This is a genomic window from Ruegeria sp. CI8, from assembly GCF_056536865.1.
Genome location: NZ_JBQFQL010000001.1, coordinates 264,191 through 289,976, shown reverse-complemented (window position 1 = coordinate 289,976; position 25,786 = coordinate 264,191). Strand labels below are relative to the sequence as shown.

Below are 25,786 nucleotides of genomic sequence, written 5' to 3'. Positions count from 1 at the left end.
ACTTGGTCAGCCAACCCCGGGCAATGAGACGCACATGCAAGCTGTTTTGAATTTCCCCGATCTGTCGCCCGAGCTGTTCTCGATTTCCGCCTTCGGAATCGAGTTCGCGCTGCGGTGGTATGCGCTGGCCTATATCGCGGGCATCCTGATCGCGTGGCGCATGGCGGTGATGGCGGTGCGCCGTCCCGCTTTGTGGCCGGATCAATCCCCTCCTCTGAAACCGGACCAGTTGGAGGACCTGATCACCTGGATCATCCTTGGGGTCATCATCGGCGGGCGATTGGGCTTTGTTCTGTTCTATCAGCCCGAATACTACCTGTCCCACCCGCTTGAGATCCTTAAGGTCTGGCAGGGTGGCATGTCCTTTCACGGCGGCCTTCTGGGTGTGGTGATCGCATCGCTGGTCTTCGCGCGTCGCCATTCGGCGCCCTTGCTTTCGCTGGCCGACTTGATCGCCCACACCGTTCCCCCCGGCCTGTTGCTTGGTCGTTTGGCCAATTTCGTCAATGCCGAGCTTTGGGGCCGACCCAGCGAACTGCCCTGGGCGGTGATCTTTCCCGGCGCGGCAGCTCAGGATTGCGCCAATGTCGCTGCCGGACTTTGCGCCCGCCACCCGTCGCAGTTGTACGAGGCTGCACTGGAGGGCGTGCTGTTGGGCCTGCTTTTGTTGTGGATGGTGTATTGGCGCGGCGCATTTCATTGGCCCGGCCGCATCATGGGCGTATTTCTGGCGGGCTATGGCGCCTCTCGATTTATCGTCGAGTTCTTTCGTCAACCCGATGCGCAATTCGTCTCGGTCGGAAACCCGCTGGGACTTGCGTGGCATGTGGGCGGCTACGGCCTGACGATGGGCCAGATCCTATCTGTACCGATGATCGCCGTCGGCTTGTGGTTCGCCCTACGGGCACGGCGGGTGGCATGAGCCTGCTTGGCCATCTGACCGACCGCATCCGGCAAGACGGGCCGATGAGCGTGGCGGACTACATGGCCGAATGCCTTCTGCATCCAACGCACGGCTACTACACCACCCGCGACCCGTTGGGCGCGCATGGAGACTTTGTCACCGCTCCGGAAATCAGCCAGATGTTCGGCGAAGTGATTGGTCTTTGTCTCGCGCAGGGCTGGATTGATCAAGGCAGACCCGACCGGTTTGCGCTGGCCGAGCTGGGCCCGGGGCGCGGAACACTCATGGCCGATATTCTGCGGGCCACCCGGGGCGTGCCCGGGTTTCACGACGCCGCGCAGGTGGTATTGCTCGAAGCCTCGCCCGTTCTGCGCAGACTTCAGGCCGAGGTTCTGGATGCGCATGCACCGAGCTGGATCGTTACGGTGGGCGATCTTCCAGAGCTTCCGCTATTTCTTGTGGCCAATGAATTTTTCGACGCTTTGCCCATCCGCCAGTTTCTGCGCGACGGCGACGGCTGGTGCGAACGTCTTGTGGGTCTGCAGGGCGATCAGCTGGCATTCGGCCTTGGCCCGAGGGCGACGCAAGCGGCTTTGGCGACGCGCCTCGAGGATACACGGGACGGTGATCTGGTCGAGCTTTGCGCGGCGGCCGTTCCCATCGTGACCGAAACGGCCCGCATCATCCGCAGCCATGGCGGTATGGCTCTCGTGATCGACTATGGCGATTGGCGTTCGCTGGGCGACACGTTGCAGGCCGTCAAGGGGCACGAATACGTCGATCCGCTCGCCACACCGGGTCAGGCCGACCTGACTGCACATGTGGATTTCGAAACGCTGGCATCGGCGGCGGGCGCGACGGGCTGCGCCCATACGCGGCTGACGCCTCAGGGTGTGTTTCTTGAGCGTCTGGGCATCACCCAACGCGCACAGTCTCTGGCCAGCGAGTTGACCGGATCAAAACTGGCAACGCTGGTTCGTGCACATCGGCGGTTGACGCACCCAGAGGAAATGGGAAACCTGTTCAAGGTGCTGGGCCTCTACCCGAAAACTGCGATGCCACCATCGGGACTTGGGACATGACTCTGGAAATTCTGACCTCGGATTTGCTGTCACCGATTCGACACGGGTTCTTCAGTCGCAAGGGCGGCGCCTCGTCCGGTATCTTCAGCGGGCTGAATTGTGGCACGGGCTCGTCCGACCTGAGCGAGGCGGTCGCGCTGAACCGAAGCAGAGTGGCCGAGGCCATGGGCGTCAAACTGGATGCATTGGTCGGCGTGCATCAGGTACATTCCCCACACGTGATCACCGTCGACAAGCCGATTGCAGGCGAGAAGCCAAGGGCCGATGCAATCGTTACCGCAACGCCGGGCCTCGCGCTGACGATCCTGACGGCCGACTGCCAGCCGGTGCTGTTTGCGGATCCTCAAGCGAAAGTGATCGGGGCGGCACATGCGGGATGGCGCGGTGCTCTGGACGGCGTCCTTGAGGCGACGCTGGACGCCATGGAGGCGCTGGGCGCGCACCGCAAAAACATCATCGCCGTCATCGGCCCGACGATCTCGCAGCGCGAATACGAGGTTGGCCCCGAGTTTCTGGAAGACTTCCTTTTGGAAAGCCAGGACAACGCGCGTTTCTTTGCAAATGGGCAAGGCGACCGGATGCATTTCGACCTGCCGGCCTTTGGCCTTCACAAGCTGCGTCAGGCCGGCGTCGGGCAGGCAGAATGGACGCGGCATTGCACCTATTCGGATCCCGACAAGTTCTATTCCTACCGGCGCGCGACCCACGCCGGCGAGGCGGATTACGGCCGCCTGATTTCCGCCATACGATTGTAAAGATCGACCGAATTAAGGCGAAAGCGCCACTTTTCCGCCACATTTATTGTGTCTATCTGTCATCAGAATCGTTGTTAATTTTTGCCAGTGCTCAGATGGTTATCCGTTCTCCGAACGTCTGATTTCTGGCATCCGAACTCAGGGGGTGCCGCAAGACTTCATCATTGTCCTCAATTGATCCCGGAACAGCCACATCGCTGCCGCAAAGACGCGTCACATTGGCTTTACAAAGGGAAAAGGGCTTAGGCCCGAACTTCGAGCAGGACATGAATATGAAGTTGAAATCTCGCTTTCTTCGCGCCGTTGTCGCGGCCACCAGGGACCAACAACCGGAAATGCCCTGGAAGCGGGTTTCCAGTCACTCTGCAAGGGTCGTGCGCCGGTTGGCCGCGCGACGCTGATACGAAATCCCTCTGGGGCCAGCTGCCGGCCTCAACAGGGCAAGACGCGCACCGGAAGCTGCTCTGGGCCGGTGCGTGAACCGAGGCTGGTATTCGCAGCCGACGTTTTTCAGGGCGTTTGTGTGCGGACAATTACGTTCGCAGTGTACGAGTTTGTCTGGGGGGTCATTGTGTTGACCAAACGAATGCGAAATCCATTCGCCATGCGCGGCCATGTCGGTACCCGCATGGAGGTGGCGCACTTTTTTCAAGACAAAGAATCAAGCTGTCAGGCGGGCCTCCACGGGGATGTTTCCCGCCTGTTCGGCGTATTGGAAGGAACGGAATAATATGACTATTCCAAATTCACTGGCACGTGCCGCGCAGAATGCCGTCGACACTTCGGCATTGTTGCGCGAAGCACCGCGTCCAGGCACCAAACAGAAGGCGCAACTGCGTCGATACGAGGTGAGTGCGCTGCTGAAAAACGGGGAAGTTTCGCAGACACGCCACATCGCACCGGCGCTGCCCGTTTTCGAAGACGCGTTCTGCGCCTTTACACGTGGGTCTCTGGTCGAGACGGAACACGGCCCGGTCGCCATCGAGGACTTGATGCCGGGCGACACGGTCCTGACCCAGACCGGCGCATCCGAAAAGGTGTTGTGGAAAGGCTCGGTCACTTTGGTACCTGGCCGCGAAGACTCGCGCGGGCGGACACGCCCTTTGACCCGCATCATGGCAGACACGTTCGGCATGCAAAAACCATTGTCCGGCGTCATTGCCGGCCCCGCAGCCCGCTTGCTGGCGACGCCGGCGCATCTAAGGCATCTCGGAGGTGGCCAGCCGATGTTGACACCCGTTGCCGAATTTCAGGACGGCATGTCCGTGATCGAAACGCAGCCGCCCACTCCGGTCGAGCTGTTCCATATCTGCCTGGAGCGCCACGCGGTCATCAATGTCGACGGGCTGCAGTTCGAAACCTATCATCCCGGCGTGAACGCGGTCCGGATGATGAGCCACTCGCTGCGCTCGATCTATCTGAACCTGTTCGCGCATATCCATTCCTTGCACGATTTCGGTCCGCTGCTAATGGCACGCGCCGGGGAGGGCGAGATCGACGCCATCACGGCGTGACAGCTTTGACCATCACCACTGCATTTTGGGGGGCAACATGCAGATTTTATTGAGTTGGGCCATTTCTCTGGCCATCGTGGCGGTGCTGCCGCCATGCGCATCGCAAACCAGACGCGCCGGCGTTACGCCGTCCGGTTCATCCGTTCTTCCAATACGTCGAACGGCACGCCGGGTTCGTCTTTTGCACCGCGGATGACAAGCGAAGTCTTGACGCTGGCCACGTTCGGCGTGGTCAGCAACTCACCCGTCAGGAACTGTTGAAAACTGCTGAGGTCGGGGGCGACGCATTTCAGGATGAAGTCGACCTCGCCGTTCAGCATGTGGCATTCCCGGACAAGCGGCCAGTCTCGGCAGCGGTCTTCGAACGCCCGCAACTCCGCCTCGGCCTGGCTTTCAAGGCCTACCATCGCAAAGACCTGAACTTCGAACCCCAGTTCACGGGCGTTGACCTCGGCGTGGTATCCTCGGATAAAACCAGCCTCCTCCAACGTGCGCACGCGCCGCAGGCAGGGTGGGGCCGAGATTCCGACACGTTTTGCGAGCTCGACATTGGTCATTCGTCCGTCTGCCTGCAGTTCTGCAAGGATCTTTCGGTCGATCTCGTCCAGCCGTGTCGTGACCATGCGGTGCTCCTGAAATTTTCGGTTCTTATATCAGCGCAGGTGCCATGCGCAATATTCTTTCGCACCAGCGCAATAATCTTTGTCTGTCGATCAGGCAAGCCGGCACCTTGGAACCACATGACGGACGCGTGAGACGAAGGGGCTTTAAGCCGATCGATGCTGTCGCTATATCGAAGCCCGGCGCCCACGACGGCGCTCAGGCAATAATCGAGTGGGGGTTCCATGGCCGAGACACGACACACAAAGGTTCTTATCATCGGATCGGGGCCTGCCGGATACACCGCGGGCATCTATGCCAGCCGCGCGATGCTGAACCCGATTCTGGTGCAGGGCATCGAACCGGGCGGCCAGTTGACCACCACCACCGAGGTCGAAAACTGGCCCGGCGACACCGAGGTTCAGGGCCCTGACCTGATGGTGCGCATGCAGGATCACGCCAAGGCCATGGGCTGCGAGGTGATCGGTGACATCATCAATGACCTGGACCTGTCCAAACGTCCTTTCACCGCCAAGGGCGACAGCGGCACGATTTATACCGCCGACGCGGTGATCCTTGCGACCGGCGCACGCGCCAAATGGCTGGGGCTGCCGTCGGAGGAGAAATTCAAGGGCTTCGGTGTTTCGGCCTGCGCCACCTGTGACGGCTTCTTCTATCGTGGGCAGGAGATCGTGGTGATCGGCGGCGGCAACACCGCCGTGGAAGAAGCGCTGTTCCTGACCAATTTCGCCAGCAAGGTCACGCTGATCCACCGCCGGGACGAGCTGCGCGCCGAAAAGATACTGCAAGACCGCCTGTTCAAGAACGAAAAGATCGAGCCGCTGTGGTTCCACCAGCTGGAGGAAGTGATTGGCGCCGATAACCCGCTGGGCGTCGAAGGCGTGCGGGTGAAGAACGTCAAGACGGGCGAAATCACCGAGATCCCCTGCAAGGGCGTGTTCGTCGCCATCGGCCACGCACCTGCCAACGAACTGGTCAAGGACGTGCTGGAAACCCACATGGGCGGCTATGTCAAAACCAAACCCGGCACCACGCAGACCTCGATCCCCGGCGTGTTCGCGGCCGGTGACCTGACCGACCATGTGTACCGGCAGGCGGTGACCTCGGCCGGAATGGGCTGCATGGCGGCGCTGGATGCCGAACGGTTCCTTGCCGAACAGGAATGACCGCGACGCGCAGCGCCTTCGGCGCTGCGTACCGCCCTCCTCTGGCACCTTGACCCGCACTGCGCGGCAACGCAGACTTGCCCCGAGCGCGGCAGATTTCAGGTGATCTTTTGAACACCCCCCTTTGGCAGGGCAGTTGGGCGACCCGTCTCAGGATCATCAGTGGTCTTGTGCTGTTTGCCTTTGCTTTCTTCCACTTCATCAATATCGGGCTGGGGCTGTTTCACACCGACTACCTGCATGACATGCAGGACTCTCGGAAAACGGTCACGCGCCATTCGATTGGCAGCGCTGTCCTGTATCTTGCCCTGATCGTACATGCAGGTCTGGCATTGGTGTCGATCGCCCAGCGCCGAACCCTGCGAATGCCTTTTCATACGGCCCTGCAGATCGTTCTTGGCCTTCTCATTCCGCTGCAACTGATCTCGCACATCGTCCAGACACGCTATGCGCATCAGGTTTTCGATGTGAATGACGAGATGGGCTACATCATCATTCTGATGTGGCCAAATTCGGCCATCTGGATGCAAAGTCTGCTGATGCTGATCGTCTGGATACACGGGTGCATCGGACTGCATATCTGGCTGCGACTGACTTCGTGGTGGCGCCAAACCGTACCCTATCTGATCGGAGTTGCCGTCTTCATCCCAAGCTTTGCCCTGGCCGGTTTGCTGACCGAAGGGCGGCGCATCTGGATGGATTTTGCGGATCCGGATCTACGCGAACAGTATATCGAGCATTACAACTGGCCCGGCCCCGAAGAGTTCCAGGTTTTGTTCAGCGTCAAGGACAACGCCTTGATGGCCTTCTGGATCGCGCTTGCTGCAGCTCTTGCGTTCCATTTCGGAGGCAAGCTTTGGCGCAGACGACACTCGGTGCGCGTCAGATATGTCGATGGGCCAGAAGTGACCTCAGAGAAAGGCATGACGCTGCTTGAGATGTCACAAGCCAACGGTATTCCGCATACTGCACTGTGCGGCGGCCGGGGGCGCTGCACCACCTGCCGTGTCATCGTCGAGGATGGCGCCGAGTCACTGCCACCGCCCACCGAGGTCGAAGCCCGCAGCCTGAAAGCCGTGGGGGCCACACAGCGCACGCGCCTTGCCTGCCAGGTCCGCCCCTCTAGCCCCTTGACGGTTTTCCGTGTTTTCCGGCCGGATGGTGGACGCCAGCGGGCGCATGCCAGCCAGGGGCAAGAGCGAAAACTGGCCGTGCTTTTTCTGGACATGCGCGGGTTTACCGCGCGCACAACGGGGCAACTGCCCTATGACATCGTGTTCCTGCTGAACCGGTTCTTTGACGCCATTGTTCCAGCCATTACCGCAGACGGCGGGGTCGTCGACAAATACATGGGCGATGGCCTTTTGGCCGTGTTCGAAACACCCGACACGTCCAGCTCGGCCCGTTCTGCCCTGAAAGCTGCGATCGACATCAGTCATGCGCTTGCGCAGTTCAACCAGCAGCTGTCCCAGGAAAACAGCCCCGAGATTCGCATCGGCATGGGCCTGCACCTGGGCGACCTTGTGTTGGGAGAAATCGGCGCTGCCGGCCACGCCGCGCGGACCATCATCGGTGACGCCGTGAACGTCGCCAGTCGGCTGGAAGGAGAAACCAAGGCGCTCGGGGCCGAGCTGTTGGTCTCGGAAGCCGTGCTGCGCGCGGCCGGGTTTGAGACCGATGGCCTTGACCTGCGTCTGTTCCAGCTGCGGGGCGTAACCGAGCCCGTCCCTGCCCTGCCGGTCGAGCGCGCTCTGGATCTGGACCAACTTCTGACCTCACCAGAACAGATCGCCGCCGGTTGACGATATTGTCCCCATCCGGTGGGATTTTCGTCGCTTTTTCGGTTCCGGCCCGGAAAAACCTTCCATTCCGGGGAAAAACCGCGCATATCCTCCTTTGTTTCATGAATGTATATGGACTTCGACTGACGACCGGGGCACATGGCCCGGAAATACACCTGAATCACTGATTGACCACACTGCCTCAAGAGTATTGCGATGACGATGTTGAGTAACCTGGCTCCGATCCCAGAACTGTATGTTTCCTATGAATCCGCCCAAAAGCTGAAAGTCGAAGCCGCCGACCTGACCAGCTGGGATCTGACCCCGCGCCAGATCTGTGATCTGGAATTGCTGATGAATGGCGGGTTCAACCCGCTCAAGGGCTTTCTGGGTCAGGAAGACTATGACAGCGTCGTCGAAAACATGCGCCTGGCCGACGGAAGCCTTTGGCCGATGCCGATCACACTGGATGTGAACGAAGATTTCGCCGATCAGATCGAACTGGGTCAGGACATTGCGCTGCGCGACCAGGAAGGCGTGATCCTGGCGACCATGACCGTTACCGACCGCTGGACCCCGGACAAATCGCGTGAGGCCGAGAAGGTGTTCAGTGCCGATGATGATGCGCACCCGGCCGTGAACTATCTGCACAACGTGGCAGGCAAGGTTTATCTGGGCGGCCCCGTGACCGGCATCCAGCCGCCGGTGCATTATGATTTCAAGGCGCGCCGCGACACCCCGAACGAGTTGCGCGCTTATTTCCGCAAGGTGGGTTGGCGCCGCATCGTGGCTTTCCAGACCCGCAACCCGCTGCACCGCGCACACCAGGAACTGACCTTCCGTGCCGCGCGCGAGGCGCAGGCCAACCTGCTGATCCACCCGGTTGTGGGCATGACCAAGCCCGGTGATGTCGATCACTTCACCCGCGTTCGCTGCTATGAGGCGGTGCTGGACAAGTACCCGGCTTCGACCACCACGATGAGCCTGCTGAACCTGGCGATGCGCATGGCTGGGCCGCGCGAAGCGGTCTGGCACGGCCTAATCCGCAAAAACCACGGCTGCACCCACTTCATCGTCGGCCGCGACCATGCCGGCCCCGGCAAGAACAGCCAGGGTGAGGATTTCTACGGCCCCTATGACGCCCAGGACCTGTTCCGCAAATTCCAGGACGAGATCGGCATCGAGATGGTCGATTTCAAACACATGGTCTATGTGCAGGAACGCGCCCAGTACGAACCCGCGGACGAGATCGAGGACCGCGACAACGTCACGATCCTGAACATCTCGGGCACCGAACTGCGCCGCCGTCTGCGCGAGGGGCTTGAGATCCCCGAGTGGTTCTCGTTCCCCGAGGTGGTCGAGCAGCTGCGCCGCCGCTATCCGCCGCGCAGCCAGCAGGGCTTTACCGTCTTCTTCACCGGATTCTCGGGCTCGGGCAAATCGACCATCGCCAACGCTCTGATGGTCAAGCTGATGGAGATGGGCGGCCGTCCCGTCACGTTGCTGGACGGTGACATTGTCCGCAAGAACCTCAGCTCGGAACTGGGCTTCTCGAAGGAACACAGGGACCTGAACATCCGCCGCATCGGATATGTGGCCTCCGAGATCACCAAGAACGGCGGCATCGCCATCTGTGCCCCGATCGCGCCCTACGCCACCACCCGCCGCGCCGTGCGCGAGGAGATCGAGCAGTTCGGCGCGTTCTGCGAAGTTCACGTGGCCACCAGCATCGAGGAATGCGAGCGCCGCGACCGCAAGGGCCTGTACAAGCTGGCGCGTGAAGGCAAGATCAAAGAGTTCACTGGTATTTCGGACCCTTACGATGTGCCGGAAAACCCGGAACTGCGCGTCGAGACCGAGAATGTGGACGTGGACAACTGCGCCCACCAGGTTCTGCTGAAGCTGGAAAGCATGGGATTGATTGCCGGATCCTGAACCACAGCCAGTTGCTGTCAACACTGACCCCCGGAGACATCTCCGGGGGTCTTTCATTTCCGGAACACTGTTTTGAACACCCCCCTTCCATCCGCGCAGATTGGCGGTCGTTCGACGTTTCATCCAAAAAATGCTACTATTTCGCATATTTTGCGCAGACATAATTTGTCTGCATCCTTTGGGAGGGTGAACATATGGCAACTCAGAAAAATACCGACGACGGCGGAGCCATGTTTGCGGGAGACAACCGCGCAGCGGTAATTGCCGACTACAAGATCGCCCAGTTTTCCCGGTTGCAACTTCCGGCGTTGATGGCTGCACCGGCTATGGCAGGGGGCCTGACACCATTTATCCCCATAGACTGGCTGCTGGACCTTCTGAAATCGATCTGCACCTACGCGGATTGGGTGAAGGAATGCGACAAGATCAAAGCCAAGATTCAAAAGGCGCTGGATACACTGCAGCCGCCGCCCCAGGATCACCCTTTGGGGCTTGTCGTGCCACCGGTTCCGCCGACGCCCGGCACGACCCGTCTTCGTCAGATCCTTGAGGTCATCGATGCGGCCAAGACCGCTGCCGGCAACATGGAGCCAGACTCGGCGCGCGACAGCCTCAAAGAGGCCAAGGACATGATGCACCACGACTCGGTCAAAGCCGAGTTCCGCCGGCTGAATGACGTGGATGGCTGGTACGACATTCTTGAGGAATTGCAGGACGCGATCGATTACCTGGAACGTGTCTCGCGGCACTGACCCACGCCGGCACAGCCAAAGCGCGCGGGCGGCACAGTCAGCCTGCTGAAAGCTGATCCCGCAGGGCCTCGGCAGCCCTCAGTTCGAACTCTCCATAGATGGCGGCCTGCGGTTGTATCGCCCGCAGAAACGGCAGGCGTTTTTCATAGTCTTCCCCCGACAGCATTTGCACGGCCTGCTGGATGTCCGCCTCGGTTTCGCACAGGATCATTCCCTTGGTATCGAGGAAGTCGCCGATATTGGGGCACCCCCAATAGATCGGGACCGTCGAACACAGAACGGCGTCGATCAGCTTCTCCGAGAAGTAGTTCCTCTCGCGCACGTTTTCGATGACGACCGAATAACGATAAGGTGCCAACCCGTCTGACTTGTTCTCGAACGGCTGATAGCCGCGGCCCATGATGTCGATGTCAGCGCCTGTGTCGCGGGCCCAATCGATCAGCCTGTGCCTCAGCTGGTGCCCCTCCAGATCGCGCTTTGCCGACGCGATCAGCGAACATGACCGCGTCTTGACGACGCTCAGATCCTGCCACTCGGGAACTTGGGTCACGCCGTAGGGCAGGAAAACCGCGTTGGGCAGGCTGTTCAGCAATACGTCGTGAAAGGTGAACACCCGGAAAAAACGCCGCCAGGTCCAGCGCAGCATCCGATCGTGCTTGCCATGTATGGCCGATGGCTCGCCCATCATCAGCGATATCCGAGCCCGCGTGCCGCGTCGCAGGCGCAGGTGTACAGTGGAATTGGGATACATGATCAGGTGGTCGGAGGGCGCGAGGTCACCAACGGTCTTTCCTGACAGGCGCTCGGGGCAGCCCAGCGGCCAATTCAGATCTGCCAGCGGAACCGAGGCCAGTTTCGGCCCCAGACGGTGGCCATAGGGCAGAATCGCGATCGCAGGTTCGGTCATTGCAGGCTGTCCGGCAGGTCGGTCTGTCCGCGCATCAGGACGAACCCGCGCCCGGCAACCTTGATGCCCGTCATCGCATCCGTTGGCCCGACCCGCGTTACGGTCGCCTGGCCGGGACGGCCCATGTCGTGGCCCTGTTCGGCGATAAAGCTGTCTTTTGGCATCAGCCCGTATTTCCACAGGTAAGCCGCCATTGCGCCGGTGGCGGAGCCGGTGAACGGATCTTCGGGCGGGCTGGGCGGCGCCAGCAACAGACGCGAGAACGTATCCCCTTGAGCCGTGGCCCCCTGCAGGGTCACCAGAAAGGGTTCGGCCATGTCGGACCCGGCATATCCGGCAGTTTCCGCCACCCGTTGCAGCGCATCCACATTCAGTTGTGCCGCGCGCAAGGCTGCGTGATCCCGCAGAACTGTAATGCAGAACGGCAGCCCGGTCGAAACCATCTGCGGCGGCGAAATGATCGCACTTGCAGGTAGGCCGATCGCAGCGGCAACAAGGTCTTCTGGCACCCGCGTGCCAAATTCGGGCGCGATCTGGGTCATCTCAATCTGGTCGCCTTGCAGCTGGATCGACACGATCCCTGCTCCGGTTTCCAGTGTCAGTGCGTCACCAGATATCATTCCCCGGGAGCGCATGGCTGCCACGGTCGCAATGGTCGGGTGTCCGGCAAAGGGAATTTCACGGCTGGCCAGGAAATACCGCACTCGGATATCCGCCACATCCGATGGGCCGGTAAACGTGCATTCGACCAAAGACGTCTCGCGGACAAACGCCGTGCAGACTGTTTCCGGCAAATGCGCGCCACCATGCACGACTGCACAGCCATTTCCGCCGAATGCCGTGTCGCTGAAGGCATCCACCCAATCGAAATCGAACCAGCTCATGCGCCCTCTCGTGCCTGCAGTCAGAAAGTGCCGGGAATGCAAACCCGCGGGTGGCATGTTTGACGCCTCACGCGCCGCTTGTCACGCTGAATCGGTCTGTGGCCGTGTCAGTGCACAGCCACCGGAGACAGGTCATGCTGCCGCGCCAGTACGAAGGCCAGCTTTCGATCGGCGACAAGCGCCAGTTGCTGCCCGTCTGAATCGTGAACGGCATAAAGATGATCCAGATCACCCACCTGCGTGCGCACCTCGTGCGGCAGGTTGGCCACGTTCACGGCCTTCACATAGACGATCCGATTGCCTTCGGTGTTGATTTCATACGGTGTATTCATGGCTTACCCCTTCCTTATGTTGATCGTCTGCACAACGGTTTCGGGCACGGCGCGGGTCAGGTCGATATGCAGAAGGCCATTTTCCATTATGGCCTCGCCGACCTCGACACCGTCGGCCAGCACGAACATGCGCTGGAACTGACGGGCCGCGATGCCGCGGTGCAGGAACACGCGCCCCTCGCTGTCGTCGCGCTGACGGCCCCGGATCACCAGTTGCCGATCTTCGATGGTGATCGACAGGTCATCCTCGGCAAACCCGGCTACGGCCAAGGTAATGCGGTAGGAATGATCCGACGTCTGTTCGATGTTGTAGGGCGGATACCCCTCGTTTCCGGCCTTTGCAGACCGTTCCAGAAGGCGTTCCAGCTGCTCGAACCCCAGAAGATGCGGGTATGAGCCAAGAGTAAGTTTTGACACGTTTTCTCGTCCTTCTTTGTCAAAGCGACGTGATGCGCGGCCCCGTAACGGCAGCTGCACAAAAGACAATATGGGATGAAACGTGTGTCTCCACAAGGTCTAGGCGGATTCACTTGAACGCACTATCTTGTGTAACACGCACCACCAGCCACACATGAGTCGCCCATGAACGCGCCCACCGACATTTCGATGAAAACCGACGAGGTTCTGCGCGTCGAACTGGAGGTGTTCCGCCAACAACACCGCGACCTGGACGAGGCGATCAAGGCGCTCGAGGCGACCGGCACCGCCGATCAGCTGACGGTGAAGCGGCTGAAGAAACAGAAGCTGCGCCTGAAGGATATCATCCGGCTGATCGAGGATCGCCTGACCCCTGACATCATCGCCTGATCCGGAGCGGTCAACCGCATTGCCACGCAAGCGGATTTCACTATAGTGCGCGCTTCCTAAAGCAGGCGGGGAACAGGGCGGATGAGCGATATCAAGGTCGGAATCATCATGGGCAGCCAGTCGGACTGGCCCACCATGAAGGGCGCTGCAGAGATACTGGACGAACTGGGCGTGGCCTACGAGACCAAGATCGTCTCGGCCCACCGCACGCCGGACCGTCTGTGGGAGTACGGCAAGACCGCCGTGCAGCGCGGGCTACAGGTGATCATCGCCGGCGCCGGCGGGGCCGCACATCTGCCGGGGATGATGGCGTCCAAGACGCGGGTACCGGTGATCGGTGTACCGGTGCAGACGCGGGCGCTGTCCGGTGTCGACTCGCTCTATTCCATCGTGCAGATGCCCAAGGGTTTCCCGGTTGCGACCATGGCCATCGGTTCGGCCGGCGGCGCCAATGCCGGCCTGATGGCTGCCGGTATTCTGGCCCTGCAGGACGCAGACCTGGCCGGTCGGCTGGACGCCTGGCGCGCCGCGCTGTCGGACTCGATCCCCGAGGAGCCGCGCGATGAGTAACCCCTTGCAGCCCGGCGCGGTGATCGGAATTCTGGGCGGCGGCCAGCTGGGGCGGATGCTGTCGATGGCTGCGGCGCGGCTGGGCTTCGTGACCCATATCTTCGAGCCGGGCGCCAACCCGCCGGCGGGCCAGGTGGCGCATCGCGTGACCACCGCACCTTATGAGGATGCCGAGGCGCTGGCCGCTTTTGCGCAATCCGTCGATGTCATCACCTACGAGTTCGAAAACATCCCGACCGAGGCGCTGGACGTTCTGGAATCGCACCGCCCCATCCGCCCCGGTCGCGAGGCGCTGCGGGTCAGTCAGGACCGGCTGACCGAAAAGACATTCCTGCAAGGCCTGGGCCTGAACACCGCACCCTTTGCCGATGTAACCGACATGGACAGCCTGCAGGCCGCCATCGAACTTATCGGCACGCCGGCCATCCTCAAGACCCGCCGCTTCGGCTATGACGGCAAAGGGCAGGCGCGACTGAAGTCGCCCGAGGACGCACAGGCCGCGCTGGCCGACATGCGGGGTGCACCCGCCATCTTGGAAGGCTTCGTCAATTTCAGCCACGAGGTGTCCATCATCGCCGCCCGCGGGCTGGACGGCCAGGTGGCCTGCTTCGACCCTGGCGAGAACGTGCATCGCGACGGCATCCTGCACACGACCACGGTGCCCGCGCGCCTGTCCCCTGCCCTGCGGACCGACGCGGTGCTGCTGGCCGCGAATATCCTGAACGCGCTGGACTATGTCGGCGTCATGGGGGTCGAGCTGTTCGTGACGCCGCAGGGCCTGATCGTGAACGAGATCGCGCCGCGCGTTCACAACTCGGGTCACTGGACTCAGAACGGCTGTGCGGTCGATCAGTTCGAGCAGCATATCCGCGCCGTGGCCGGCTGGCCTCTGGGCGACGGGCAGCGTCACGCGGATGTGGTGATGGAAAACCTGATCGGCGACGACATGGACCGCGTGCCCGAGCTTGCGCAACAGCGCGACGTGGCCCTGCACCTGTACGGCAAGGCCGAGGTCAAGCCGGGCCGCAAGATGGGCCATTTCAACCGGATCAAACGCTAGCGTGCCGCGGCGACGAACCGCCCGGCGACATCCCCCGACAGGAAACTGACCCGGCCGCCGGCGATGGTGGCCGCCACGCGCTGCGTTTCAGCGTCCAGAATGACCAGATCGGCGCGTTTGCCGGGGTGCAGCGACCCCCGGTCCTCAAGGCCAAGCACCCGCGCGGGACCCGACGACACCAGCGCCCATGCGCCCGCCAGATCCATCAGCCCCGATTTCATCAACATCAGAGCCGCCCTGCGCGGGCTGGGATAGTGGTAATCCGACGCCAGCGCATCGCACAGCCCCATGGCGATCAGATCCAGCGCACTGACATTGCCCTTGTGCGATCCGCCCCGCACCACGTTGGGCGAGCCCAGAATGACGTGATCGCCCGCAGCCTTGGCTGCCTCGGCCGACTCGAGCGTTTCGGGAAATTCGGCGATATGCACGCCGCGTTTGCGCCATTGGGAACGGGCCTCTGCCGTCGCGTCGTCATGGCTGCCCAGACGCACGCCTTGCCGGGTAAGCGCCGCGCACAGCACATCAAGCGCAACGGGCACCTCGGAGGTGCGGGCGTGCATGTCCTGCAGCATCTTCAGATGCGCCTCGGGGCTGCGACCGGCCTTGAGCGCCTGCCCGGTCAAACGCGGCGGGGTGCGCCCCTGTGCCAGACGGTCATGGGGCAGGTGATCATTGAACACGACATAGGGCACCTGCCAGTCGGCGATGCGCCCCGGCAGGTCGGCATAGTCATCCAGCAGGTGGGTTTCGAACCGCAACTGCGGGATCAGGTCGGTGACCACGCTGCCCTTCACCGCCGCGATCGCGCGGAACACGTCGGCGGCGAACTCTGGGCCGCGTACGCCGCCCTCCCAGCTGTAGAACTGCGCCAGCACGGCGGTGGTGATGCCATTGGCTGCCAGTTCGGCCTCGGCGGCGCGGATGCCCTCGTCCATCTGCTTCATGGCCCCCCGGCGCGGGGCGATGTGACGCTCGAACCCGTCCCCGTGCAGGTCGATGATGCCCGGCAGGATCAGATAGCCGCTCAGATCAACGACCGGCGCACCGCTGCCCTCCTGGATCAAGCCGTCCGCGATTGAGAGATCGTTACCGACAAGTCCGCGATCAGGGTGCAGAACCTGCGCCCCGGAAAAGGTCAGCTCCAATGCGGTCATCGCGTGGGTTCCGAGGCGGGTTCGGCGCAGTCCTCTCCGATGCAGATCTCATCAATGATGTCCATCACACCGTCCAGCCAGGTTATGTTGGGATCGAACTCACCGAACTCGATGAAGTGCAAAGCCTGCGCCATGACCTGCGGGTTGTTCATCATGAACGTATGCGTCACCGGCAGCACGATGTGGTCGGTCATGCCCTGGACTTTGGTTTCTTCGACAGCGACCTTGCCGTCATCCGGTCCATCAACCAGCGACGAAAAGACCGGATTCAAGGAGTTCTCGCCTGCAATCACCCCCAGCTCGAAGTCGACCGGTGGCAGGCGACGCGGAATACCTTCGGGACCCGTACCCAGCTGCAGGCCGGCGGGGCCGTTCAACAGACCGAACACTTCCCAATCGCCCAGTTCATCGACCAATTGGCTGCCTTGGTTGGGCGGGCCAAGCATGACGACGCGGCCCAGATTCTGCGGATGGTGATCCTGCAGCCAGTAGCGCAACAGGATACCCCCCATCGAATGCGCGACAACGTTGACGGTGTCATCTCCGCACGCCGCAAACGCCTCGGGTATGGTCCGGTCGGCCAGTTCCGGAATCGGAAGATCCGTCGAGCGATAACCCGGCCGCACAACGGTGTACCCGTGCACCTTGAACAACTGCTCCATGACCGAAAACGATGCTTCGGTCCGGGCAAGCCCATGCAGCAGGACAACGCATTTTGCCTGCGCGGCGATCGGCATCAGGAAAAGCAATATGAAAAACAGGATCCGCATGGCTGCCAGATAATCGCTATTCTTCAGAGAGGAAAGACCTAGCGCCGCCTCACGCGCATAACTGCCAATGCAATACCGCCCACAACCAACCCTGCCCCTGCCATCAGCCGCAGGCTCAGTTGCTCGCCGAGCAGCGCCACACCTGCAATGATCGCAATCACCGGGACGCTCAGCTGCACTACGGCTGCAACCGCAGGCGCCAGCTGGGGCAGCAGGCGATACCACAGGGCGTACCCCAACCCCGAGGTTACGCCGCCAGATACGGCCGCCAGCCCCAAACCCGCCCAGGTCAAGTTCCACGCCGGAGCGCCGGCGATCAAAATGCCAGCGGTCACCGGCAGGGCCACCACAAAGTTCGAGGCCGTTCCCGCCAGCGCATCGGGCTCGGACCGACCAGCAATCGAATACGCAGCCCACCCGACCCCTGCGGCGGCCATCAAGGCTGCCCCTGTCGGGTCAACACGTGCCTCAGCGCCTGGCCACAGAACCCAGGCCAATCCGGCCATTGCAATTGCTGCCCCCGCCACCTGTCGAAAAGTCGGGATCGCCCCCGTCAGGGTGCCGGCCAGAAACATCGAGATCTGGACCACCGCAAACAGGATCAAGGCGCCCAATCCCGCATCAAGTGACAGATAGGCCACCGAAAACCCGACCATGTACAGCGACAAGGACCCTGCTCCGATCACCCGGCGCCTGTCGAACACCCGCAGGGTGCCACCCCGCGACACGACCAAAGCGCAAAGAACGAGCGCACCACAGAGCACACGAACAACGGCAAAACTCGCCGGGTCGCTGGCTCCGCTCTCCACGGCCAACCGGTTCAGGATGGAATTGGCCGCAAAGGCACACATTGTCAGGGCGGTCAGAAGAAACAGCTGCATGCCTCACCAATACCGTGTCCGCACGCAATGGACACCCGCTTTCCTGCGCTTCCGCGTGACCGGCTGCGGCGATCCCCAGAATTGCAAGCAGCGCCGGCCGAAACACCGCGGATCACTGAAAAAATCAAAACGGGGCCGCCCGAAGGCGACCCCGCTGAAATTTTCGGTAAGACTTTCCCTTGCGGGTTGCCTGAATTCGCTGACGCGAACCCGGACAGTCTTACATCATGCCGCCCATGCCGCCCATGTCGGGCATGCCAGCACCGGCGCCTGCACCTTCTTTGGCGGGCTTGTCGGCAACCATGGCTTCGGTGGTGATCAGCAGACCGGCAACCGAGGCTGCGTCTTCCAGAGCGGTACGCACCACTTTGGCCGGGTCAATCACGCCGAACTTGAACATGTCGCCATATTCTTCGGTCTGAGCGTTGAAGCCGAAGGCGGTATCCGAGGACTCGCGCACCTTGCCGGCAACGACGGCACCGTCGACACCTGCGTTTTCAGCAATCTGACGCAGCGGCGCTTCGATGGCCTTGCGAACGATGTTGATACCGGCGTCCTGATCGGCGTTGACACCTTTCAGATCGGCCAGAGCCTTGCCGGCCTGAACCAGGGCAACACCGCCACCCACGACGACACCTTCCTGAACGGCGGCGCGCGTTGCGTTCAGAGCGTCGTCCACACGGTCCTTGCGCTCTTTCACTTCAACTTCGGTCATGCCACCGACGCGGATAACGGCAACACCGCCTGCCAGTTTGGCAACGCGCTCTTGCAGCTTCTCACGGTCGTAGTCGCTGGTGGTTTCTTCGATCTGGGTACGGATCTGGGCAACGCGTGCTTCGATCTCGACCTTCTCGCCAGCACCGTCGACGATGGTGGTTTCGTCCTTGGTGATCGACACTTTCTTGGCGGTGCCAAGCATGTCCATGGTGACGTTTTCCAGCTTCATGCCCAGGTCTTCGCTGATGACCTGACCGCCGGTCAGGATTGCGATGTCCTGCAGCATTGCCTTGCGGCGATCGCCGAAGCCCGGAGCCTTGACGGCAGCGATCTTCAGACCACCGCGCAGCTTGTTGACAACCAGAGTTGCCAGCGCTTCGCCTTCAACGTCCTCGGCGATGATCAGCAGCGGCTTCTGCGACTGGATCACCTGCTCGAGCAGCGGAACCATCGGCTGCAGCGACGAGAGTTTCTTCTCGTGCAGCAGGATCATGCAGTCTTCCAGCTCGGCGACCATCTTGTCAGCGTTGGTGACGAAGTAGGGCGACAGGTAGCCACGGTCGAACTGCATACCTTCGACGACGTCGGTCTCGGTTTCCAGACCTTTGTTCTCTTCGACGGTGATGACGCCTTCGTTGCCAACCTTCTGCATCGCGTCTGCGATCTGGCGGCCGATTTCAGCTTCGCCGTTAGCCGAGATGGTACCAACCTGCGCGACTTCGTCGCTGTCTTTGACTTCGCGGGCAGCGTTCTTGATTTCTTCGACGACTTTGGCGGTTGCCATGTCGATGCCGCGCTTCAGGTCCATCGGGTTCAGGCCGGCAGCAACCTGCTTGAGGCCTTCCTTGACGATGGCCTGAGCCAGAACGGTCGCGGTGGTGGTGCCGTCACCGGCTTCGTCATTGGTGCGGCTGGCGACTTCTTTCACCATTTGCGCGCCCATGTTCTCGAACTTGTCTTCCAGTTCGATTTCCTTGGCGACCGAAACACCGTCTTTGGTGATGCGCGGCGCGCCGAAGGATTTGTCCAGAACCACGTTGCGGCCTTTGGGGCCGAGCGTCACCTTCACAGCATCCGCCAGGATGTTCACACCCTTCAGCATGCGGTTGCGGGCATCGGTGTCGAACTTGACGTCCTTTGCAGACATGTCTTTTTCTCCTCGAGAAATGTGTTTGAAATGAAGATCAGAGCAAGCGCATGCGCGTTACTCGATGATCCCCATGATGTCGCTTTCTTTCATCATCAGCAGCTCTTCGCCGTCGACGTGGACCTCGGTGCCGGACCATTTGCCGAACAGGATCTTGTCGCCGGGCTTCACAGCCATCGCGATCAGTTCGCCGCTGTCTTTCCGCGCGCCTTCGCCGGTTGCAACGACTTCGCCTTCGCTGGGCTTTTCTTTTGCGCTGTCGGGAATGATCAGGCCGCCTGCGGTTTTCTCTTCGCTTTCGGTACGGCGAACCAGCACGCGGTCATGAAGCGGTTTCAATGCCATCTTTGCAGCTCCTTGGGCTCAAAGGTTGTTTTCCTCCCCCCGCGGTCTTGCGGGGCGTTAGCACTCAGCTTGGTCGAGTGCTAACGACGCATAGCTAGGGGGTGATTTCCGGCGAGTCAACAATCGGTGATGAATTTTTTTCGCGCGCAGCCTGAGGCCGGCCTGGTCAGGTCCGGTCTTCCCAGCTGTAAGCCCAGTGCTTCAGACCTTCGGACCCGGAAGGCGACAGTTCATAGACGCCCTTTGCCACCTTTTCAAACCAGCCATAATGGTTTTCGCGCATGAGGCGCGTCGCGGCCGCAACGCCCGTGGCACTGGCGACCTCAGCGCCCTTGGTCGCCCCGTGTTCGGCCAGATGCGCGGCACATTTCAGGGCATCCTGCCGATAGGCAGTGACGATTCCGTGCCGGGTTGCCCCACCCGAGTTCGGATCCCCTTCCAACCGCTCGAACTCGCGCAACAATCGCGCAGCTTTGGCCTTGTTCTTTCGCGGCGCATAGGGGCCGGGGTCACAATGGACTTCGACCCGTCCATCCGCACGAACGGTGATCAAACCCAACCCCAACCGGCGACACAGGGACAGGTTGTCCCGCAGCGCCCTGCGCGCCGACCGGCCGGTGGGCTTGCAGACGGCCACATAGACCTGATCCGATACCTTCAACCGGGTCACGGCCTGATGGAACAAGGCCAGCGAAAATCTCAGCTTCAATTCAACGATCACTGGATCACAACCGGGCTTGACGGCCACGATGTCGGCGGCGCCGACCTCTCCTTTCACGGTGTACCCTTGCCGCTGCAATAGCGCCTTGATCGGAGGATAAAGATCCTGTTCGCGGTTCATGACGCCATGCTATGGTTTTTTCAGAGAAACGCCATACGGATACACGGCTTGCGCGCGGTCGGCGGGCGTGGCTATCTGTTCCTCAGTTCTTTCAGCCACAATCGGAATGGTCTCGATGCGCGTGTTTCTTTTTGCCCTACTTGCTGCTCTGCATCCAATGGTGGCCAATGCCGCCTGTGACGGGCGCGATTTGCGGCAAGACATGACGCCTGAGGCCCGGGCCGAATTGAACGCGGCGACCAGTCAGATGGCATATCCCGAAGGCAATCACTGGATTGCACAGAAAGACAACACTGTTTTGCATCTGATCGGCACATTGCACGTCAACGATCCGCGAATGGGCCCGGTGGTGGAGCGGTTGGCGCCAATGTTGAGCGAGGCCGACGCGTTTTACTTCGAGATCACCCAATCCGACATGTCCGCTTTCGAACAAGACCTGGCCAAGGATTTCAGCCCGGTCCTGATCAACTCGGGACCAACTCTGATCGATCTGATGAGCGAAGAGGACTGGGCCGTGATTTCCAAGGCGCTTTCGGCACGCGGCATTCCCGGTTGGATGGCCGCGAAACTGCGCCCCTGGTTCCTGTCGATGATGCTGGGTATGCCACCCTGCATGCTCCAGGTGCCAGATGCAGACCGGGGAATGGATGCGCGCCTGACCGAACTGGCCGAAGCTGAGGGCAAACCGCAATATTCTCTGGAACAGATCGACGACCTGATTGCGATCTTCGACAGCCACACGCTTGAAGAGCAGGTGCAGTCTTTGGTGCGCATGGTCGATGCCTTTGACGCCGGCGATGACCACATGGTGACGATGGCCAGCGCATATTTCGAGGAGAAGCACGCAGAAATCCTGCAATTCGCAAAGATATATGGGCGCGAGGCTTCGGGCCTGGCGCCTGACGTGTTTGCACAGGAATGGGCCGCATTCGAGGACCAGCTTCTGGTTCAACGCAACGATAACTGGATGGAAACGATCCTGACCATCGAAAACCAGGCGGCGGTGATCGCGGTTGGTGCCGGTCATCTGGGTGGAGACCATGGACTTCTGCAACAGCTGGAACGCGCCGGATATCAACTGAGCCGCGCACAGTTCTGAGCGGTCAGCGCTTCTGTCAGACCAACCGTCGCAGCCTTGTTTCTGCCGGGTGACAACGCCAATGGACCACCCTATAAGGCGCGCAAACTCCTTATGTGCAGGAAACAGACATGACCACCCAAGTATTTGGCCACAAATCTCCCGACACCGACTCGACCGGATCGCCGATCCTGTGGGCCTGGTATCTGAACGAAGTCAAAGGCGAAAAGGCCGAGGCCGTCCTGCTGGGCGAACCCAACACCGAAGCTGCCTTCATGCTGCAGCGCTGGGACCTGCCCAAGCCGCGCATCATCGAGGATGTCGAGACCGATGCGCCCGTCGTCATCGTTGACACAAACAACCCGGCCGAATTGCCGGCCAATATCAACAACGCCGACATCCGCGCCATCATCGACCACCACAAGCTGGTCGGCGGGCTGGAGACCAAAGGCCCGATCGACATCACCGTGCGCCCGCTGGCCTGCACGGCGACCATCATGATCGACCTGATGGGCGACGACGCCGCCAAGATGCCCGAGGCTGTCAAGGGCGCGGCCCTGACCTGCATCCTGTCGGACACGCTGGAGTTCCGCTCGCCCACGACCACCGCGCATGACCGCGAAGTAGCCGAGAAGCTGGCCGCCGAGCTGGGGCTGGATGTTTCGGCCTATGCTGCCGACATGTTCGCCGCGAAATCGGACGTATCGTCTTTCTCGGACGCCGAACTGATCCGCATGGACAGCAAGGAATACGAGGTCGACGGTACCAAGTTCCGCGTGTCCGTTCTGGAAACCACCGCGCCGGGCGTGGTGCTTGACCGCAAGGATAGCTTGGCCCAGTCGATGGTCGAGGTGGCCAAGGAAGACAGTGTGGACCAGGTGCTGCTGTTCGTCGTCGACATCCTAAACGAAGAGGCCACCCTGTTGGTGCCGAACGACCTGGTCAAATCGGTTGCCGAGAAAAGCTTTGGCGCTTCGGTGTCCGGCGACACGGTTGTTCTGCCGGGCATCATGAGCCGCAAGAAGCAGATCATTCCGAACCTCAAGGTCTGATCCCGCTCACAGTTCAGCGAAAGGCGCCCTCACCGGGCGCCTTTTTTATTTGCGCGTCGAAAGGTTTGCCGGATGGCAAATCGTTGCTAGGCTAGACGCAGGGACAGGGTGGATCTGGACACGGTGGTCACACGGAAATACAGCACGACACGCAGCATTCTGCTGTTCGAAGGCGGCGACAGGCTTGCCTATTGGCGGCGCTTTGCCATGCTGCTGACCCTTTCGGTGATGATCGCAACCATGGGACTGCTGCGCAACTCTGGCGCCGTGGTCATTGCCGCGATGCTGGTCGCGCCGCTGATGACACCCATTCTGGGCATTGCGGCCGCGATGGTCATGGGCTGGCTGAAACGCGCTTTCGTTCTGACCCTGACGGTCTGCATTGCGGCGGTTCTGTGCGTTATGATGGCCTGGATCCTGGTTTATCTTGCCGATGTCCCGCGCGGCATCCTGATCCCCGATCAGGTCTTGGCCCGCACCGACCCGGGGACCGAAGATCTGATCGTGGCGCTCGCGGCCGGCGTGGCCGGCGCATACGTTCAGATCAACAAGGCCGAACTGAGCCTGCTGCCCGGCGCCGCCATCGGCGTGTCTCTGGTTCCGCCATTATCCGCGTCCGGGATCCTGCTGTATTTCGGGGAACCCGCCGACGCCTACGAGGCGGGTCTTTTGTTCGCGACCAACCTTGGCGCGATCGTTCTGTCGGCCTGCGCGGTCTATATCGTCTATGCCGCAAGGTCGGTTGCATTCGGCAAGGGCCGGCGCAAGCTCAACTTTACTGCCGGTGTGGTCATAACCATGGCGTTCCTGGCCCTCGTCGTGGTCCAGTTGGGAAAATCGACCTACAACCGTTACCTGGAAACCCGTACCGAGGCCGAGGTTGCGCAAGCGATCCGCGACTGGGCGGACCCGGTATCGGTCGAGATCATCCGCATCGACGTGAATGCCAAGCGCAAACGGGCCGAGGTCTGGGTGATCGTAGATCTGCCGCCCGAGGCGCAATTCAAGGTCTCGTCCGTTGCCGGGCTGTTGCCCGAGAGCCTACGGGAAACGTCACTGGTGGACGTTCTGCAGGATGAACTTGGCCCCGGCTATCTCGCCGTCATCCGGTACCAGACCCGCATCGGCGCGCAGGTCATTCTTGGCACCGAAACCGTGCAACAGGCCCCGGATGTCGAAAAGTTGAGCGACGAGGAATGACGGCCAGCACCCGGCTACCTCTGGTCAAGCGGGGCCAGCTTTGCCATAGGTGGCGCAACGCCGTTTCAACAGCCCGAGGCCCGCATGACCCAGATCATCTCCGCGCTTGACCAGATTTCCGACCGTTACAAGGCGCTGTTCGTGGATCTGTGGGGCTGCGTCCACAACGGCATCACCGCCTACCCCGAAGCTGTTGCCGCGTTGAAGGCCTATCGCGACCGGGGCGGCAAGGTGGTGTTGGTGACGAACTCTCCGAAGCCGCGTGCCGGGGTTGCCGAGCAGTTGAAACAGTTCAACGTTCCCGCGGACTGCTACGACACCATCGCGACCAGTGGTGACTCGGCCCGGTCCGCGATGTTCCGTGGTGCCGTGGGCGAAAAAGTCTATTTCATGGGTGAGTGGGAGCGCGACGCTGGGTTCTTCGAGCCGCTGAAAATCCTGGAACACCCGATCCACATCGAGCGCGTGCCGCTAGACCAGGCCGAGGGGATCGTCTGCTGTGGCCCGTTCGACCCGATGGCCGATCCGGCCGTGAATCGGCCGGACTTCCTGTATGCCAAGCAGAAAGGCCTGAAGCTGCTGTGCGCCAATCCCGATATCGTCGTCGATCGGGGCGAAGTTCGGGAATGGTGCGCCGGTGCGCTGGCCAAGCTTTATTCCGAAATGGGCGGCGAGAGCCTGTATTTCGGCAAACCACACCCGCCCATTTATGATCTGGCCCGGCGTCGCCTGCATGCGCTGGGAACGGACGTGCCGGATGACGAGATTCTGGCCATCGGCGACGGTCCGCATACCGACATAGCCGGCGGCATGGGAGAGGGAATTGATTCCTTGTTCATCAGCGGCGGTCTGGCCGCATCGGAAACAAAAACGTCGCACCAGCCGGATCCGAATGCTTTAAGCGATTATATTTCCAAGGAAAACATCAACCCAACCTACACAATCGGTCGTCTGCGCTAGGCAGAAAACGCTTGATTTTCTGCAGTTGCGAAGTAATAAAGTTGCCAATCTTAGGTCTTTGGTGATTTTTTGTTGCCGGGCCGATGCATAGTGAGGGCAACATGTTGGACAATCTTCCACGCGGAACGATCTGTATCGAAGACATCGAAATGGGCATGACCCGCTACCTGCGCAAAGTGGTGACGGACGAAGACATCGAGATGTTCGCCCAGGTCTCGACCGACCGGAACCCGGTGCATCTGGATGACGACTATGCCCGCGATACGATTTTCGAGGGGCGCATCGCCCACGGGATGCTGACAGCTGGTCTGATCTCGGCCGTGATCGGTGAACAGCTTCCGGGCCATGGTACCGTCTACATGGGCCAGTCGCTCAAATTCCTTGCACCGGTCCGCCCCGGCGACATGGTCTATGCCGAAGTCAAGGTGATCGACATCGACTTCGCCAAGCGCCGGGTCAAGCTGGATTGCCATTGCGCAGTAGACGGCAAGAAGGTTTTGGTTGGCGAGGCGATGGTTTTGGCTCCATCACGGAAATTCGACTGACGGCAGGTTTTGACGCCCTGCTG

At 61.0% G+C, this 25,786-nt stretch carries 27 protein-coding genes; 16 read left to right on the top strand and 11 right to left on the bottom strand.

Annotated elements, in window-relative coordinates:
- Nucleotides 1-34 precede the first annotated feature (34 nt).
- From lgt to ACR0DA_RS01380, 4 genes are all read left to right on the top strand, one after another.
- Complete coding sequence (gene lgt, locus ACR0DA_RS01395; RefSeq protein ID WP_480752708.1) at nt 35-922, top strand: prolipoprotein diacylglyceryl transferase; 888 nt, start codon at nt 35-37, stop codon at nt 920-922.
- On the top strand, nt 919-1,986 hold the full coding sequence (locus tag ACR0DA_RS01390) for a class I SAM-dependent methyltransferase (protein ID WP_480752706.1): 1,068 nt from the start codon (nt 919-921) through the stop codon (nt 1,984-1,986). Before lgt ends, ACR0DA_RS01390 begins: the two co-directional genes overlap by 4 nt.
- A complete protein-coding gene (gene pgeF, locus ACR0DA_RS01385) occupies nt 1,983-2,741 on the top strand; it encodes a peptidoglycan editing factor PgeF (protein WP_480752705.1) in 759 nt (252 codons plus the stop codon). Before ACR0DA_RS01390 ends, pgeF begins: the two co-directional genes overlap by 4 nt.
- Before the next feature lie 731 nt (nt 2,742-3,472).
- Nucleotides 3,473-4,255, top strand: a complete 783-nt coding sequence (locus tag ACR0DA_RS01380; RefSeq protein ID WP_170369643.1) for a Hint domain-containing protein — start codon at nt 3,473-3,475, stop codon at nt 4,253-4,255.
- Nucleotides 4,256-4,377: 122 nt separating this feature from the next.
- Here the strand turns inward: ACR0DA_RS01380 and ACR0DA_RS01375 are convergent, their stop codons facing one another.
- Complete coding sequence (locus ACR0DA_RS01375) at nt 4,378-4,878, bottom strand: Lrp/AsnC family transcriptional regulator (protein WP_093964666.1); 501 nt, start codon at nt 4,876-4,878, stop codon at nt 4,378-4,380.
- Between the two features lie 222 nt (nt 4,879-5,100).
- On the opposite strand from ACR0DA_RS01375, the gene trxB reads away from it, so the two are divergent.
- The 4 genes from trxB (at nt 5,101) to ACR0DA_RS01355 (ending at nt 10,510) form a co-directional block, all read left to right on the top strand.
- Nucleotides 5,101-6,042, top strand: coding sequence for a thioredoxin-disulfide reductase (gene trxB, locus ACR0DA_RS01370; RefSeq protein ID WP_480752704.1), 942 nt, complete (start codon nt 5,101-5,103; stop codon nt 6,040-6,042).
- Between the two features lie 110 nt (nt 6,043-6,152).
- A complete protein-coding gene (locus ACR0DA_RS01365; protein WP_480752703.1) occupies nt 6,153-7,844 on the top strand; it encodes an adenylate/guanylate cyclase domain-containing protein in 1,692 nt (563 codons plus the stop codon).
- Between the two features lie 195 nt (nt 7,845-8,039).
- Complete coding sequence (locus ACR0DA_RS01360) at nt 8,040-9,758, top strand: bifunctional sulfate adenylyltransferase/adenylylsulfate kinase (RefSeq protein ID WP_480752702.1); 1,719 nt, start codon at nt 8,040-8,042, stop codon at nt 9,756-9,758.
- A 194-nt stretch (nt 9,759-9,952) separates the two neighbouring features.
- Entirely contained in the window at nt 9,953-10,510 is a 558-nt protein-coding gene (locus ACR0DA_RS01355; protein WP_480752701.1) for a hypothetical protein, read from the top strand.
- Nucleotides 10,511-10,547: 37 nt separating this feature from the next.
- Here the strand turns inward: ACR0DA_RS01355 and ACR0DA_RS01350 are convergent, their stop codons facing one another.
- The 4 genes from ACR0DA_RS01350 to ACR0DA_RS01335 form a co-directional block, all read right to left on the bottom strand.
- Entirely contained in the window at nt 10,548-11,417 is an 870-nt protein-coding gene (locus ACR0DA_RS01350; protein WP_170585433.1) for a glycosyltransferase family 10 fucosyltransferase, read from the bottom strand.
- Nucleotides 11,414-12,301, bottom strand: coding sequence for a PhzF family phenazine biosynthesis protein (locus ACR0DA_RS01345; protein ID WP_170598765.1), 888 nt, complete (start codon nt 12,299-12,301; stop codon nt 11,414-11,416). The genes ACR0DA_RS01350 and ACR0DA_RS01345 overlap by 4 nt, the downstream gene beginning before the upstream one ends.
- A 107-nt stretch (nt 12,302-12,408) precedes the next feature.
- Complete coding sequence (locus ACR0DA_RS01340; protein ID WP_093964659.1) at nt 12,409-12,633, bottom strand: DUF1150 family protein; 225 nt, start codon at nt 12,631-12,633, stop codon at nt 12,409-12,411.
- A gap of 3 nt (nt 12,634-12,636) precedes the next feature.
- On the bottom strand, nt 12,637-13,050 hold the full coding sequence (locus ACR0DA_RS01335; protein ID WP_093964658.1) for an Hsp20 family protein: 414 nt from the start codon (nt 13,048-13,050) through the stop codon (nt 12,637-12,639).
- 165 nt (nt 13,051-13,215) lie between these two features.
- Between ACR0DA_RS01335 and ACR0DA_RS01330 the strand changes: the two genes are divergently transcribed.
- The 3 genes from ACR0DA_RS01330 to ACR0DA_RS01320 all read left to right on the top strand — a co-directional run bounded on the left by ACR0DA_RS01330 (nt 13,216) and on the right by ACR0DA_RS01320 (nt 15,070).
- On the top strand, nt 13,216-13,440 hold the full coding sequence (locus ACR0DA_RS01330; RefSeq protein ID WP_005981552.1) for a YdcH family protein: 225 nt from the start codon (nt 13,216-13,218) through the stop codon (nt 13,438-13,440).
- A gap of 81 nt (nt 13,441-13,521) precedes the next feature.
- The gene (gene purE, locus ACR0DA_RS01325; RefSeq protein WP_170460327.1) at nt 13,522-14,010 is read left to right on the top strand and encodes a 5-(carboxyamino)imidazole ribonucleotide mutase; all 489 of its coding nucleotides are present in this window, start codon (nt 13,522-13,524) and stop codon (nt 14,008-14,010) included.
- Entirely contained in the window at nt 14,003-15,070 is a 1,068-nt protein-coding gene (locus tag ACR0DA_RS01320) for a 5-(carboxyamino)imidazole ribonucleotide synthase (protein WP_480752699.1), read from the top strand. Before purE ends, ACR0DA_RS01320 begins: the two co-directional genes overlap by 8 nt.
- On the opposite strand, the gene ACR0DA_RS01315 is transcribed toward ACR0DA_RS01320, so the two are convergent.
- The 6 genes from ACR0DA_RS01315 to ACR0DA_RS01290 all read right to left on the bottom strand — a co-directional run bounded on the left by ACR0DA_RS01315 (nt 15,067) and on the right by ACR0DA_RS01290 (nt 20,928).
- Nucleotides 15,067-16,227, bottom strand: coding sequence for an alpha-D-ribose 1-methylphosphonate 5-triphosphate diphosphatase (locus tag ACR0DA_RS01315; protein WP_480752698.1), 1,161 nt, complete (start codon nt 16,225-16,227; stop codon nt 15,067-15,069). The two genes, ACR0DA_RS01320 and ACR0DA_RS01315, sit on opposite strands and share 4 nt — an antisense overlap.
- Nucleotides 16,224-16,997 carry an alpha/beta fold hydrolase gene (locus tag ACR0DA_RS01310; protein WP_170340560.1) on the bottom strand — a complete coding sequence of 258 codons (774 nt, stop codon included), beginning with the start codon at nt 16,995-16,997 and terminating at the stop codon, nt 16,224-16,226. Before ACR0DA_RS01310 ends, ACR0DA_RS01315 begins: the two co-directional genes overlap by 4 nt.
- Before the next feature lie 38 nt (nt 16,998-17,035).
- On the bottom strand, nt 17,036-17,878 hold the full coding sequence (locus ACR0DA_RS01305; RefSeq protein ID WP_170365444.1) for a DMT family transporter: 843 nt from the start codon (nt 17,876-17,878) through the stop codon (nt 17,036-17,038).
- Between the two features lie 220 nt (nt 17,879-18,098).
- Complete coding sequence (gene groL, locus ACR0DA_RS01300; RefSeq protein WP_480752697.1) at nt 18,099-19,742, bottom strand: chaperonin GroEL; 1,644 nt, start codon at nt 19,740-19,742, stop codon at nt 18,099-18,101.
- 57 nt (nt 19,743-19,799) lie between these two features.
- On the bottom strand, nt 19,800-20,087 hold the full coding sequence (groES, locus tag ACR0DA_RS01295) for a co-chaperone GroES (protein WP_093964650.1): 288 nt from the start codon (nt 20,085-20,087) through the stop codon (nt 19,800-19,802).
- Nucleotides 20,088-20,253: 166 nt separating this feature from the next.
- A complete protein-coding gene (locus ACR0DA_RS01290) occupies nt 20,254-20,928 on the bottom strand; it encodes a DUF2161 domain-containing phosphodiesterase (RefSeq protein WP_480752696.1) in 675 nt (224 codons plus the stop codon).
- 115 nt (nt 20,929-21,043) lie between these two features.
- On the opposite strand from ACR0DA_RS01290, the gene ACR0DA_RS01285 reads away from it, so the two are divergent.
- The 5 genes from ACR0DA_RS01285 (at nt 21,044) to ACR0DA_RS01265 (ending at nt 25,763) form a co-directional block, all read left to right on the top strand.
- Nucleotides 21,044-22,027: a TraB/GumN family protein gene (locus ACR0DA_RS01285; protein WP_480752695.1), complete on the top strand. Its 984-nt coding sequence runs from the start codon at nt 21,044-21,046 to the stop codon at nt 22,025-22,027.
- A gap of 110 nt (nt 22,028-22,137) precedes the next feature.
- A complete protein-coding gene (locus ACR0DA_RS01280; protein ID WP_170357131.1) occupies nt 22,138-23,058 on the top strand; it encodes a manganese-dependent inorganic pyrophosphatase in 921 nt (306 codons plus the stop codon).
- Between the two features lie 108 nt (nt 23,059-23,166).
- On the top strand, nt 23,167-24,258 hold the full coding sequence (locus ACR0DA_RS01275; RefSeq protein WP_480752693.1) for a DUF389 domain-containing protein: 1,092 nt from the start codon (nt 23,167-23,169) through the stop codon (nt 24,256-24,258).
- A gap of 84 nt (nt 24,259-24,342) precedes the next feature.
- Nucleotides 24,343-25,218 (top strand): TIGR01459 family HAD-type hydrolase, encoded by an 876-nt coding sequence (locus ACR0DA_RS01270; protein WP_170357129.1) that lies wholly within the window; start codon nt 24,343-24,345, stop codon nt 25,216-25,218.
- A 101-nt stretch (nt 25,219-25,319) separates the two neighbouring features.
- Nucleotides 25,320-25,763, top strand: a complete 444-nt coding sequence (locus ACR0DA_RS01265) for a MaoC family dehydratase (RefSeq protein WP_093964645.1) — start codon at nt 25,320-25,322, stop codon at nt 25,761-25,763.
- Nucleotides 25,764-25,786 lie beyond the last annotated feature (23 nt).